At 73.8% G+C, this 11,918-nt stretch carries 15 protein-coding genes; 14 read left to right on the forward strand and 1 reads right to left on the reverse strand.

From position 1 onward, the window contains the following. The 12 genes from crtI to Q9S36_RS50610 all read left to right on the forward strand — a co-directional run. Positions 1 to 1,395: phytoene desaturase family protein (gene crtI / locus Q9S36_RS50555; RefSeq protein WP_311292283.1), on the forward strand; the 1,395-nt coding region annotated here is incomplete at its 5' end. Positions 1,396 to 1,405: 10 nt separating this feature from the next. Next, positions 1,406 to 1,732: a lycopene cyclase domain-containing protein gene (locus Q9S36_RS50560; RefSeq protein ID WP_311292284.1), complete on the forward strand. Its 327-nt coding sequence runs from the start codon at positions 1,406 to 1,408 to the stop codon at positions 1,730 to 1,732. Next, positions 1,729 to 2,064 carry a lycopene cyclase domain-containing protein gene (locus Q9S36_RS50565; RefSeq protein ID WP_311292285.1) on the forward strand — a complete coding sequence of 112 codons (336 nt, stop codon included), beginning with the start codon at positions 1,729 to 1,731 and terminating at the stop codon, positions 2,062 to 2,064. Before Q9S36_RS50560 ends, Q9S36_RS50565 begins: the two co-directional genes overlap by 4 nt. Further along, a complete protein-coding gene (locus tag Q9S36_RS50570; protein ID WP_311292286.1) occupies positions 2,061 to 3,455 on the forward strand; it encodes a cytochrome P450 in 1,395 nt (464 codons plus the stop codon). Before Q9S36_RS50565 ends, Q9S36_RS50570 begins: the two co-directional genes overlap by 4 nt. Next, entirely contained in the window at positions 3,448 to 4,596 is a 1,149-nt protein-coding gene (locus tag Q9S36_RS50575; RefSeq protein WP_311292287.1) for a glycosyltransferase, read from the forward strand. Before Q9S36_RS50570 ends, Q9S36_RS50575 begins: the two co-directional genes overlap by 8 nt. After that, positions 4,596 to 5,096: a hypothetical protein gene (locus Q9S36_RS50580; RefSeq protein WP_311292288.1), complete on the forward strand. Its 501-nt coding sequence runs from the start codon at positions 4,596 to 4,598 to the stop codon at positions 5,094 to 5,096. Before Q9S36_RS50575 ends, Q9S36_RS50580 begins: the two co-directional genes overlap by 1 nt. Continuing rightward, positions 5,093 to 5,947 (forward strand): phosphatase PAP2 family protein, encoded by an 855-nt coding sequence (locus tag Q9S36_RS50585; protein WP_311292289.1) that lies wholly within the window; start codon positions 5,093 to 5,095, stop codon positions 5,945 to 5,947. The genes Q9S36_RS50580 and Q9S36_RS50585 overlap by 4 nt, the downstream gene beginning before the upstream one ends. Continuing rightward, positions 5,944 to 6,555 carry an isopentenyl-diphosphate Delta-isomerase gene (gene idi / locus Q9S36_RS50590; RefSeq protein ID WP_311292290.1) on the forward strand — a complete coding sequence of 204 codons (612 nt, stop codon included), beginning with the start codon at positions 5,944 to 5,946 and terminating at the stop codon, positions 6,553 to 6,555. The genes Q9S36_RS50585 and idi overlap by 4 nt, the downstream gene beginning before the upstream one ends. Positions 6,556 to 6,605: 50 nt before the next feature. Then, positions 6,606 to 6,779, forward strand: coding sequence for a hypothetical protein (locus tag Q9S36_RS50595; protein ID WP_311292291.1), 174 nt, complete (start codon positions 6,606 to 6,608; stop codon positions 6,777 to 6,779). Between the two features lie 93 nt (positions 6,780 to 6,872). Continuing rightward, positions 6,873 to 7,280 carry a hypothetical protein gene (locus Q9S36_RS50600; protein WP_311292292.1) on the forward strand — a complete coding sequence of 136 codons (408 nt, stop codon included), beginning with the start codon at positions 6,873 to 6,875 and terminating at the stop codon, positions 7,278 to 7,280. A 42-nt stretch (positions 7,281 to 7,322) separates the two neighbouring features. Continuing rightward, positions 7,323 to 8,576, forward strand: a complete 1,254-nt coding sequence (locus tag Q9S36_RS50605; protein WP_311292293.1) for an FAD-dependent oxidoreductase — start codon at positions 7,323 to 7,325, stop codon at positions 8,574 to 8,576. A gap of 71 nt (positions 8,577 to 8,647) precedes the next feature. Continuing rightward, the gene (locus Q9S36_RS50610) at positions 8,648 to 9,112 is read left to right on the forward strand and encodes a hypothetical protein (protein ID WP_311292294.1); all 465 of its coding nucleotides are present in this window, start codon (positions 8,648 to 8,650) and stop codon (positions 9,110 to 9,112) included. Positions 9,113 to 9,116: 4 nt separating this feature from the next. Here the strand turns inward: Q9S36_RS50610 and Q9S36_RS50615 are convergent, their stop codons facing one another. Then, complete coding sequence (locus Q9S36_RS50615) at positions 9,117 to 10,598, reverse strand: NAD(P)/FAD-dependent oxidoreductase (protein WP_311292295.1); 1,482 nt, start codon at positions 10,596 to 10,598, stop codon at positions 9,117 to 9,119. A gap of 202 nt (positions 10,599 to 10,800) precedes the next feature. On the opposite strand from Q9S36_RS50615, the gene Q9S36_RS50620 reads away from it, so the two are divergent. Together Q9S36_RS50620 and Q9S36_RS50625 are read left to right on the forward strand one after the other, a co-directional pair. Then, on the forward strand, positions 10,801 to 11,733 hold the full coding sequence (locus Q9S36_RS50620) for an ATP-binding protein (RefSeq protein WP_311292296.1): 933 nt from the start codon (positions 10,801 to 10,803) through the stop codon (positions 11,731 to 11,733). Beyond that, positions 11,730 to 11,918: CrcB family protein (locus Q9S36_RS50625; RefSeq protein ID WP_396653988.1), on the forward strand; the 189-nt coding region annotated here is incomplete at its 3' end. The genes Q9S36_RS50620 and Q9S36_RS50625, both read left to right, overlap by 4 nt.

Genomic DNA, 11,918 nt, shown 5'->3' on the forward strand with positions numbered 1-11,918 from the left:
TCGTGGTACCTCATGCCCGAGGTCTTCGACCACTTCTTCGAGCTCCTCGGCACGTCCGCGGAGGCCGAGCTCGACCTGATCGAGCTCGACCCCAGCTACCGCGTGTTCTTCCAGGACGACCCCGACCCGGTCGACGTACGCCCCGACCGGGCGCACAACCGCGCCCTCTTCGAGTCCCTCGAGCCCGGCGCGGGCCGTCGCTTCGACGACTACCTCGCGTCGGCCGGGGAGACCTACGACGTGGCGCTGCGCCGGTTCCTCTACAGCAACTTCGACTCCCCGTCCGCGTTCCTGCACCCCGACGTCGTACGCCGCACGCCGACGCTCGGCCGGCTGCTGACCCGCTCGCTGGAGAGCCACGTCGCCGCGCGGTTCAGCGACCCGCGGATCCGGCAGGTCCTGGGCTACCCGGCGGTGTTCCTCGGCTCGTCCCCGAGCCGGGCGCCGAGCATGTACCACCTGATGAGCCACCTCGACCTCGGCGACCGCGTGCTCTACCCGATGGGCGGCTTCACGCGCCTCATCGAGGTCATCGCCACGCTCGCCGAGAAGCACGGCGCCCGCCTGCACACGGGCACGGAGGTCACCCGCATCCTCACCCGGCGCGGACCGCGCGGGCGCGCCGAGGTGCAGGGCATCGCATACGCCGGTCCCGGAGGCCGCGACGGCACGATCCTCGCCGACACGGTCGTCGGCGCCGCGGACCTGCACCACCTCGAGACGGCGCTGCTGGAGCCGGACCTGCAGACCCACCCCGAGCGCACCTGGCGCGACCGCTCCCCCGGTCCCGGCGCCGTCCTGGCGATGCTCGGGGTGGAGGGCCGGCTCCCGCAGCTGCCCCACCACTCGCTGTTCTTCACCCGCGACTGGGGTGCGAACTTCGGTGACATCTTCGGCGCCGAGGCGCGGGTGCCCGACCCGGCGTCGATCTACGTCTGCAAGCCGTCCGAGACCGACCCCAGCGTCGCACCGGAGGGCTGCGAGAACCTCTTCGTCCTGGTTCCGGTGCCTGCCGACGTGTCGATAGGGCGGGGCGGCGACGACGGCCAGGGCTCGGAGGCGGTCGAGCGCGCGGCGGACGCGGCGATCGACCAAGTCGCCGGGTGGGCCGGCATCCCCGACCTGCGCGAGCGGATCCTGGTCCGGCACACGCTCGGGCCCGAGGACTTCGCCGCCCGCTACCACTCGTGGCGCGGCGGCGCCCTGGGCCTCGAGCACACCCTGCGGCAGAGCGCGTTCTTCCGGCCCGGCAACACCTCGGGCAAGGTCGACGGGCTGCTCTACGCCGGCGCCAGCACGGTCCCCGGCGTCGGCCTGCCGATGTGCCTGATCAGCGCCGAGCTCGTCCTCAAGCGACTCACGGGCGACCGCTCGGTCCTCCCGGTGAGCGGGTGAGACACACCGAATGAGCCTTCCGCACTGGGCCTACCTCGCGATGCTGGCGTTCTGCCTGGCCGGGACCCTGCCTCTGGTCCCGGCCTTCCGGCTGTCGGTGCTGCGCCAGCCCCGGCGGCTCGCGCTGGCCGTCGTGCTGGCCGGGACGCCGTTCCTGGTCTGGGACCTCTACGCCACGCACGCCGGCCACTGGTGGTTCGACGCCGACCAGACGCTGCCACCCCGGGTCGCCGGACTGCCGCTCGAGGAGATCGCGTTCTTCGTGGTCATCCCGATCGTGTCGGTGCTGACCTTCGAGGCCGTCAAGGTCGCGCGACGGAGGGTGGCCGAGCGATGAGCTACACCCTCCTCGCCGTGCTCTGCGTGCCGATCGCGGTCGTGATCGACCGGTGGGTCGCGCGCACCCGGATCACCGGCACCCGCGACTGGTGGTCGGCCTACGCGATCATCGTGTTCTTCCAGCTGCTCACCAACGGGTGGCTCACCGGTCGGCGCATCGTGCAGTACGACCCCCGCACCATCCTCGGCAACGAGCGCGTCGTGCTCCTCGGCGAGTGGCGCATCCTCTTCGCCCCCGTCGAGGACCTGCTCTTCGGCTTCGGGCTGGTCCTGACGTCGTGTGTCGCGTGGACCTGGCTGGGTCGCTCCCGGCGGGAGGAGGCGCGATGACCGTCGCCACCCGCCTGCAGTCCATGCAGCCCACCGACATCGGTGTCCCCGGACCCACACCCGGCGACATGGCGCGCGCCTTCCGGTCGGTGCGCCGCGACCCGCTGACGTTCCTCGAGCAGGTCACCGCGCACTACGGCGACCGCGTGTCCTTCCCCGTGCCCGGCGCCCCCGCCCTCCTCGTGAACGACCCCGACGAGGTGCGGCACGTCCTGCAGGTCTCCGCCCGCAACTGGAACAAGAAGACCGTCCAGTACGGCGCCCTGGCCCGCGTCACCGGCCAGGGCCTGCTGGCCTCGGCCGAGCCGAGCTGGATCGAGCACCGGCGCACCGCCGCACCCGCCTTCCACCACCAGCGGCTCGAGGCGGTCAGCGACGAGGTGCGCGCCGCCGCCGACACCGCGCTGGCGGCCGGCCTGGCGGGCCTCGTCCCGGGGACCGGCCGCGTGGTCGACGTCGCCGCGCTCACCCACCGCGTCGGCCTCGACGCCGTGGGGCGCGCGCTGTTCTCCGCCGACCTGACCGGGCACGCCCAGCAGCTGCTCGACGCGACGAGCGACGCCGCGGAGCTGGTGGTCAGGCTCGGTCGCTCGGTCATGCCGACCGCCAGGTGGGCGCCCTCCCCCACCAACGTCCGGCTGCGGCTGACCCGGCGACGCCTCGACGCCATCACCGCCCAGCTGGTGGCCGAACGACGATCCCACGGCCGCGCCGGCAGCGGGGCGGCGTACGGCGACGACCTGCTCGGCCTGCTCCTCGACAGCGGGCTGACCGACGTCGAGGTGCGCGACGAGCTCGTCACCATGGTCATCGCCGGCCACGAGACGGTCGCCGCCGCGCTGACCTGGACCCTGATGCTGCTGGCCGAGCACCCCGACGCCCAGGAGCGCGCCCGCGCCGAGCTCGCGGGGCTGCCCGCACCGGTGTCGATGCTCGACCACCGCGACCGGCTCCCGTGGACGCGGGCGGTCATCGACGAGGCGCTGCGCCTCTACCCGCCGGCGTGGGCGATCTCGCGCCGCTCGATCGGCCCGGACTCCCTCGGCGGCACCGACGTCCCGGAGGGCACCCTCGCGATCATCAGCCCGTGGGTCGTCCACCGGCGGGCGGACCTCTGGCCCGACCCGCTGGCGTTCCGACCCGAGCGGTTCCTCGACCCCGGCGCGGGCCGCTCGGGCTACCTGCCGTTCGGCCTCGGGCCGCGGCTGTGCATCGGCCGCGAGTTCGCGATCGGCGAGATGGCGGTCGTGCTCGACCGGCTGCTCACCACCCACCGGGTCGCCGTCCCCGACGGCTGGCGCCGACCGCGGCCGCAGGCGCAGGTGGCCGTGCACCCCGAGGGCGGGATGCCGCTGCTCCTCACCCGGCTCCGGGCGGAGCGCCGTGACTGACTTGGTGCTGCTGGTCCTCCTCCTGGCGGCCGCGGCGGTCCCGCTGCTGCTGCTCCGCGACCTGCGGGCAGTGCCGACGTCGCGGTCCGGGGCGACCGGACGTCCGACCGTTTCGGTGGTGGTGCCGGCACGCGACGAGGAGCAGACCCTGCCCGCCCTCCTGGCCGCGCTGCGCGGCTCGACGGTGCCGGTCGTGGAGGTCGTGGTCGTGGACGACGGCTCCACCGACCGCACGGCGGAGGTGGCGCGCGACGGCGGCGCACGGGTGCTCGCTGCGGGCGCCCCGCCCGTGGGCTGGACCGGCAAGGCGTGGGCCTGCCACGTCGGCGCCGGTGGCACGACCGGCGACCTGCTGCTCTTCCTCGACGCCGACACCGTCCTCGCCCCCGACGCGCTCGCCGGCCTGCTCGAGCTGCACGCCCGCCACGGCGGACTGGTGTCGGTGCAGCCCCACCACCGCGTCGAGCAGCCCTACGAGCAGCTGTCGGCCTACTTCAACGTCGTCGCGCTGATGTCGAGCGACGCGTTCAGCGCCGGGCCGTCGCGCCGGCCGATGGCGTTCGGCCCGTGCCTGCTCACCTCCCGCGACGACTACCTCGCGGTCGGGGGCCACGCGGCCGTCCGCGGCGAGATCCTCGACGACGTACGCCTCGCCCACGAGTACGACGCCTCCGGCCTGCCCGTGACGTGCGCCGTGGGCGGCCCGGCAGTGACGATGCGCAGCTATCCCGGCGGCCTGCGCCAGCTGGTGTCCGGCTGGACCAAGAACATCGCCTCCGGGGCCGCGGCGGCGGCTCCGCGCGCGTCGCTGGGGACCGTGCTCTGGATCTGCGCCCACCACGCGGTGGCGGCCGGCGCCCTGCTCTCCCTGGCCGGGGCCGCGGTCGGCCGCGACCTGGCCGCCGGCAGCCCGCTCGTCTGGACGCTCGGCTGGCTCCTCACGGCCGGGCAGCTGCGGGCACTGCTGCGCCGGGCCGGCTCGTTCCGCTGGTGGACGTGGGCGCTGTTCCCCCTGCCGCTGCTCGCCTTCGACCTCGTCTTCGCCCGCTCCGCTCTGCTCACCGTCGTCCGCCGCTCGGTGCGGTGGCGCGGGCGCGTCGTCGACCTGCGCGACGACCGCCCCGCGCGCGAGGTGGGCTGATGCTGCGCTACGTCATGCCGGTCTGGGCCACGATCGCGGTCGACGTCGTCGCCTGGGGCGTCTTCCACGCCGGCACCGGCTACGCCGCGCACCGCCTCACCGACCAGCGCCTGGCGCGCGACGGCTGGTGGCTGCGCCCGCGCCGCTTCGAGGACGGCGGACGGTTCTACCGCCGCGTCCTGCGCATCCACCGCTGGAAGGACCGGCTCCCCGAGGCCGGCGCGCTCTTCGACGGCGGCATCAGCAAGCGCGAGCTCCCGGGCCGCGACGTCGCAGGGCTGGCCCTCTTCGTCCGCGAGACCCGTCGAGCCGAGCTCGCCCACTGGTGGGCGATGGCGTGCTCGCCGCTCTTCCTGCTCTGGAACCCGCCGCTGCCGTCGGCGCTCCTCGTGGCCTACGGCGTGCTGGTCAACCTGCCGTTCATCCTCATCCAGCGCTACAACCGCTTCCGCCTCCAGCCGCTGCTGGGCCGCCTCGAGCGCCGAGGGGGGCTGCGATGAGCACCGAGGCACGACCCCGGACCGCCCCTGCAAAGCCGGTTGACCCCTCACTGGGGGAGCAGACGCGGCACGGGCCCGTCGCCCAGCTGCTGATCGCCTGGTCGCCCCTCAGCACGATCCTGGTGGCCTACTGGGTCGCGCAGTGGATCACCGCCCCGCTCGGCACCGGTGACGGCGCCTCGACCAACCGGCTCGGGGCCCCGCTCCACGTCCTCGGCCCGGCGCGCGCCGACGAGACGCTCCTGGGCACGGTCCCGACCGTCTGGCTCCAGGCCCGGTTGGTCGACGGCACCCCGCACTGGTACGACGCGGTGGCCGCGCTCGTCTACGTCACGCACTTCGTCACGATCCCGCTGCTCACGGCCGTGGCGTGGTTCCGGCTGCGCGACCGGTTCCGCGAGTGGGTGGCGGCGGTGCTCGCGATGACGCTGGTCGGGATCGCCGGCTACGTCGCCTACCCCGCAGCCCCGCCGTGGCTCGCCGCCGAGCAGGACCGCATCGGCGACGTCGCACGCGTCTCCGGCCTCGGCTGGGAGTGGCTGCACCTCGACGTCGTCGCGCGGCTGACCGAGCTGGGCCAGTCCGCCAGCAACCCGGTGGCGGCCATGCCGTCGCTCCACGCCGCAGCGGCGCTGCTCGTCGCGCTCTTCCTGTGGTCGTCCGCTGGCCGTCTCGCGCGCCTGCTCCTCGCGGCCTACGCCCTCGCCATGGCGGCCACGCTCGTCTACACCGGGGAGCACTACGTCGTCGACGTCCTCGCCGGCTGGCTCGTCGCGGTCGTCGGCACGCTCGCCGGCCGGGCCGTGACCGCCCTCCGCCAGGACCACCCACCGATCGAGGAGTCCGCATGACCACCACGCCCACGAGCAGCAGCGCCGTCGCCACCCCCACCGAGACGGTCGTCCTGCTCGACGAGGACGGCCGGGCCGTCGGCACCCAGGACAAGGCGTCGGTGCACCACGCCGACACCCCGCTGCACCTCGCGTTCTCCTGCTACCTCGTCGACGACCAGGGCCGCGTGCTCGTCACCCGGCGGGCGCTCCACAAGCGCACCTTCCCCGGCGTGTGGACCAACGCCTGCTGCGGCCACCCTGCACCCGGCGAGGGGCTCGCCGACGCCGTACGCCGCCGCGTCCGCCAGGAGCTCGGCGTCGAGGTGGACGACCTCCGCCTCGTGCTCCCGGCCTTCCGCTACCGCGCCGAGCAGGACGGGGTCGTCGAGAACGAGATGTGCCCGGTGTTCACCGCCCGGCTGGCCGACCCGGACGCGCTCCGGCTCGACCCCGACGAGGTCGCCGACGCGACGTGGGAGCCGTGGGCGTCGTTCCGCGACGACGTGCTGGCGGGCACGCGCGAGGTGTCCCACTGGTGCCGCGAGCAGGTGCTCCAGCTGCCCGAGGACCTGACCGGCGCCGCCGCGGCACCGGAGGCGGACCTGCCGCCCGCTGCCCGCCCCTGAGGGGCGTCGCCGACTGGCTTTGCGCACGGACCTTGCCTAGGGTCCGAGGCATGGAGACGCAGGTGGAGCTCGGTGCGGCGCTGACGGCCGACCGCAGCCACCTGCCCTCCCACGTGCCGTCCGGGGCCGTCCTGCTCGCGATCGAGCTGAGCGAGGAAGCCCGCGGCATCAGCGGTCTCGACGTGCTGCGCCGCAGCGTCGACCGCGCCCCGCCCGCCCGGTGAGCTGACCTGCTCCCGGGTGCGACGCGTCGCGGCACCCGTCCCCCTCGCGCACCCCGGACCGGGGTCGCGCGGCGCTGCCCGAAGGACGGCACCATGCCCCTGCCCACCACCTCACCCCTGCCCTCGCACCGCACGCCCGTCCCCGACGTCCGGCGGCGTCCGGACAGGGACGTCGGCCCGGCGGCCCGGTTGGTCGCCCTGCCCCAGCTCGAGGACGGCCTGCCACCGACCCTCGCCGACGTGGACGACCACCTCGCGCGCATCGAGCGCGCCCGCCGGGCCCAGTTCGACGCGCTGCCCCAGAGCCCCGACAACGTGGTCGCCGCCGCGCACCGCCGCATCGTCGCCCGCTACGTCGAGCAGGTCCGGGAGGCCCGGTCCCGCGTCCGCGCCGGCACCTACGGAGCCTGCGCCCGCTGCGCGTCCCCGCTCCCACCGAAGGCGCTCGAGCGCGAGCCCTGGCAGACGGTCTGCACCGCCTGCGACCCCGGCCTCCGCTGACCGCCTCCCACGTCGGCCCAACAACCCCAGGAAGTTGATCCCGTGTCACAGCGCGTCGCCGTCGTCGGAGCCGGCATGGTCGGCCTCTCGACCGCCTGGTTCCTCCAGGAGCACGGCTTCCACGTCACCGTCTACGAGCGCGACCACGTCGCCGCCGGCTCCTCGTGGGGCAACGCCGGCTGGCTGACCCCCGCCCTGACCGCACCCCTCCCGGAGCCTGCCGTGCTGCGCTACGGCGTCCGCGCGGTCGGCCGACCGTCGTCGCCGGTCTACCTGCCCCTGCGACCCGACCCCCGCCTGCTCCGGTTCCTCGCCGGCTTCGCCCGGCACAGCACCGCCCGCCGGTGGGGTCTCGGGATGCGTGCCTACGAGCCCATGAACCGCCAGGCCCTGGCGGCCTTCGACGAGCTCACCGCGGGCGGTGTCGCCTCCGCGATCCACGAGGCCCACCCCTTCGTCGCCGGCTTCGCCCGCCTCGAGGACCAGGACCCGTTCGTCCACGAGCTCGAGCAGATCCGCGACGCCGGACAGGACGTGAAGTACGACGTCCTCTCCGGACCGGAGGCGCGCGTGGTGGAGCCGTCGCTGTCGCCGTCGGTCGCCTCCGCGGTGCTGCTGCACGACCAGCGCTACCTCGACCCGCCCCAGTTCCTCGCGGCCCTCGCGGCGTCCTTCGTGGACCGCGGCGGGCTGCTCCTGGAGGGCGCCACCGTCGACCGCGTGAGCGAGACTGCGCGGGGGGCCTACGTCACCACCCGGGAGCAGCACCGCGAGGGTGGCTACGACCACGTGGTCCTCGCCAGCGGCGCGTGGGTGGGGCACCTCGCCCGCCAGCTCGGCGTACGACAGCCGTTGCAGGCGGGACGCGGCTACTCCTTCAGCGTCAGGGGGGAGCGGCTGCCGCAGACTCCCGTCTACTTCCCCGCCCAGCGGGTGGCGTGCACGCCCCTCGCGGGTGCCGACGGGCCGCGCCTGCGGGTCGCCGGGATGATGGAGTTCCGCGCACCTGACGCCGCCCTCGACCAGCGGCGCATCGAGGCGATCGTGGAGGCCGCCCGTCCGCTGCTCGACGGCGTCGACCTCGACGATCGGCGCGACGAGTGGGTCGGCTCCCGGCCCTGCACGGCCGACGGGCTGCCCCTGATCGGCCGGACGCGGGCACGGGCGGTGTTCGTCGCCGGCGGGCACGGCATGTGGGGCATCGCCCTGGGCCCGTTGACCGGCAAGCTCCTCGCCCGGCGGATCGCCTCGGGATCCACGCCACCCGAGCTGGTGGCGTTCGACCCCCTGCGCTGAGACGACGCAGCGGGTCCCGGGCTCGTCGTCCGGGACCCGCTCCGGCGCTGGGGAGTCGATACCCTCCGCCCATGACCGCGCCTGACGACGTCGTCCGCTCCCGCCCCTTCAGCTGCGCCTGGATCAGCGAGTCGCTCTACCGGAAGGTGACCGGACCCGACCCGTGGCTCGGCGACCTGGCCGAGCTCGCCGACGTACTGGGCGGGACCCGGGTCGAGGTCGACGGCTGGGACGAGGCCCTGTCGCGAGCCTGGGCAGAGGTGGTCGACTCAGACCCCGCTGTCGCCGAGTGGGTCGGCGCCTACCGCGACGCCCGGGGGTCGACGGACCTGGTGGTCAGCTTCACCGACGCGACCCGGGTGGTCGGGCGCAAGGCCAGCGGGTACTTCGGCGTGACCTACCCCGCGCACCTGCTCCTCGAGCACGAGGACCGGGTGACTGGGATGCGCCGAGCGATCGTGACCGTCCTCGACCGGCACGTGCGCGGCGCCGAGCTCGACGTGGCCCCGCTCAGTGAGGTCTACACAGCCCGCTGACCGGTCAGGCGCCGCCGACGCGGTCGGCCGGCACGCCGCGGACGCCGGAGTCGGTGAGCTCGGCCTCGCGGACCGCGGCCGCCTCCAGCTCCTGGCGACGGGTCTCCTCCAGCATCGCCCGGGTGGCGTCGTAGATGCCGGGGTCGGACACCAGGTCGGCGGCCCCGCGCCGCAGCCGCGCCAGGGCCGCGCGGGCGAAGATCTGCTGCTCGGTCGTGGTGCGCTCGGAGCGGTTGTTGCTGACGAAGGTGATCGCCCAGCGCATCAGCGCGGACACCTGGTTCTTGAAGCCGGTGAGGTAGACGAGGTGCACGCCCAGCCACATCAGCCAGGCGACGACGCCGGTGAGCCGCAGCTTGCCGACCATCGCGACCGCCCGGAAGCGGCTGATGATCGCCATCGACCCCTTGTCGAAGTACTTGAACGGCTCCTGGGGCTGCTTGCCCTCCACCCGGTTGCGGATCTCCTTGGCGGCGTACTTCGCGCCCTGGATGGCGACCTGCGCGACACCCGGGAGGTTGTCGAGGGCGATCATGTCGCCGACCACGAAGACCTCCGGGTGGCCGGGCAGGGTGAGGTCGGGGTTGACCGCGATCCGGCCGGCCCGGTCGAGCGGGGCGCCCGTCTGCTCCGAGAGCGTCTTGCCGAGGGGGTTGGCCTGCACCCCGGCAGCCCAGATCTTGGCCACGGAGTTGATCCGCTCGACGCGGCCGTCCTTGAACTTCACCTCGAGGCCCCGCTCGTCGACCTCGGTGACCATGCCGCCGAGCATCACCTCGACGCCGAGCTTCTCCAGCTCGCGCTTGGCCTTCTCGCCGAGCTTGGCGCCGAACGGGGGCAGCACCTGCGGGGCGGCGTCGACGAGGACGACGCGAGCCTGGCGGGTGTTGATCGCGCGGAAGTCCTTGCGCAGGGTGTTGTGGGCGAGCTCGGCGATCTGGCCGGCCATCTCCACGCCGGTCGGACCGGCACCCACCACCACGAAGGTGAGCAGGTGGTCCACGTCGTCGCCGCGGGTGGCGCCGAGCTCGGCCATCTCGAAGGCGCCGAAGATGCGGCCGCGCAGCTCGAGGGCGTCGTCGATGCTCTTCATCCCGGGGGCGAACTCGGCGAAGTGGTCGTTGCCGAAGTAGGACTGGCTGGCGCCGGCCGCGACGATGAGCGAGTCGTAGGACGTGACCGTGTCGCGGCCGAGCACCTGCGAGGTGACCGTGCGGGCCTCGAGGTCGATGGCGGTGACCTCACCGAGGATGACCTTGGCGTTGTCCTGGCCGCTGAGCACCTCGCGGGTCGGCGGCGCGATCTCGCCCTCGCTCAGGATGCCGGTCGCGACCTGGTAGAGCAGCGGCTGGAAGAGGTGGTGGGTCGTCTTGGCGATGACCGTGACGTCCACGTCGGCCCGGCGCAGCGCCTTGGTGCCGAACAGGCCGCCGAAGCCCGAACCGATCACGACCACCTTGTGGCGGGTCGCCTGCGTCGTGGCCATGGAAGCTCCTAGGGTCGTAGGTCCATCTCCTGTGTACCCATTGTCCTCTTGTGCATCATCGGACGCGAAACGCCGTACGCGTCTGGTTGCTCACACGGCTCACCGGGACCTCCGAGAAGTTAGAGTCACGACAAGGTTTGGCCAAGGCTGGACCGGGTAGTGATGCCCCGCTGGACTATCCACATCCTCGAAAAGGCTCTCAGTGCCGCTGACTTCCGAGCTGACCCTGGCACCGTCGCCGCGCGCCGCGGCCGACGCCAGGCGCTGGGTGGGCGACATCTGCCAGCGGCTCGAGCGCGCGGACCTGGTCGAGTGCGCGGAGCTGGGCGTCTCGGAGCTCGTGGCCAACGCGATCATCCACGCCAACGCGCCCTTCAAGGTGCGCGTCCGGGGCACTGCCAGCCACCCGCGCATCGAGGTGGCCGACGGGTCGACCAGCCCTCCGGTGCCACCCACCCCGATGCCCGGCGACGACGACCTCGACCTGCTGCTCACCTTCGGGCGGGGCCTGTCCATGGTGGCGCAGTGCGCCGTCGCGTGGGGCGCCACGATCGAGAACGACGGCAAGATCGTCTGGTTCGAGCCGGCGACCCACATGCGCGACCAGGACGCCGCCGAGTGGGTCATCGACCACCACGACGTCACCGACACCGAGCCGACCAGCGAGGCGGCCGTGGCCGTGCGCCTCCTGGGGGTCGACATGCCGCTCTACACCTCGCTCCACCGGCAGTACAACGAGCTGCGCCGCGAGCTGCGGCTGCTCTCCCTCTCCCACCAGTCCGACTACCCGCTCGCCGGCGACCTCACGGCGATGTTCAGCAGCTTCGAGCGCCAGTTCCCCGACACCTACCGCGAGCAGATGCGGGCCGCGGAGAAGGCCGGTCGCCCGCGGGTCGACCTGTCCTTCGCGATGGTCCGCGAGGCGGCGCCCATCTTCGTCACCATGACCGAGATGTTCGACGTGGCCGACGCCTTCTGCCGCGCCGAGCGCCTGCTCTCCATGGCCCGCACCCCGCGCCAGCGCGAGCTGCAGAACTGGCTGCTGGGCGAGCTGGTGCACCAGCTCGACGGCGCCGAGGCCACGCCCTGGACGGGCCGCGGCGACGACTCGCCGTCCGCAAGCCAGGTCGGGTGAGCGCCCCCCGGCTGACCGGCACCGACCTGCTCCTGGTCGCCGCCGGAGGTGCCGCCGGTGCACTGCTGCGCCATGCCGTCGACACCTCGACGTCGCCCGGCCTGCTCCCCTGGCCGACGCTGGTGATCAACGTGGTCGGCGCGTTCGTCCTCGGCGTGCTGCCGGCGCTCGGCGTCGTACGTCGT

The sequence above is a fragment of the Microbacterium sp. ARD31 genome, from assembly GCF_031844425.1.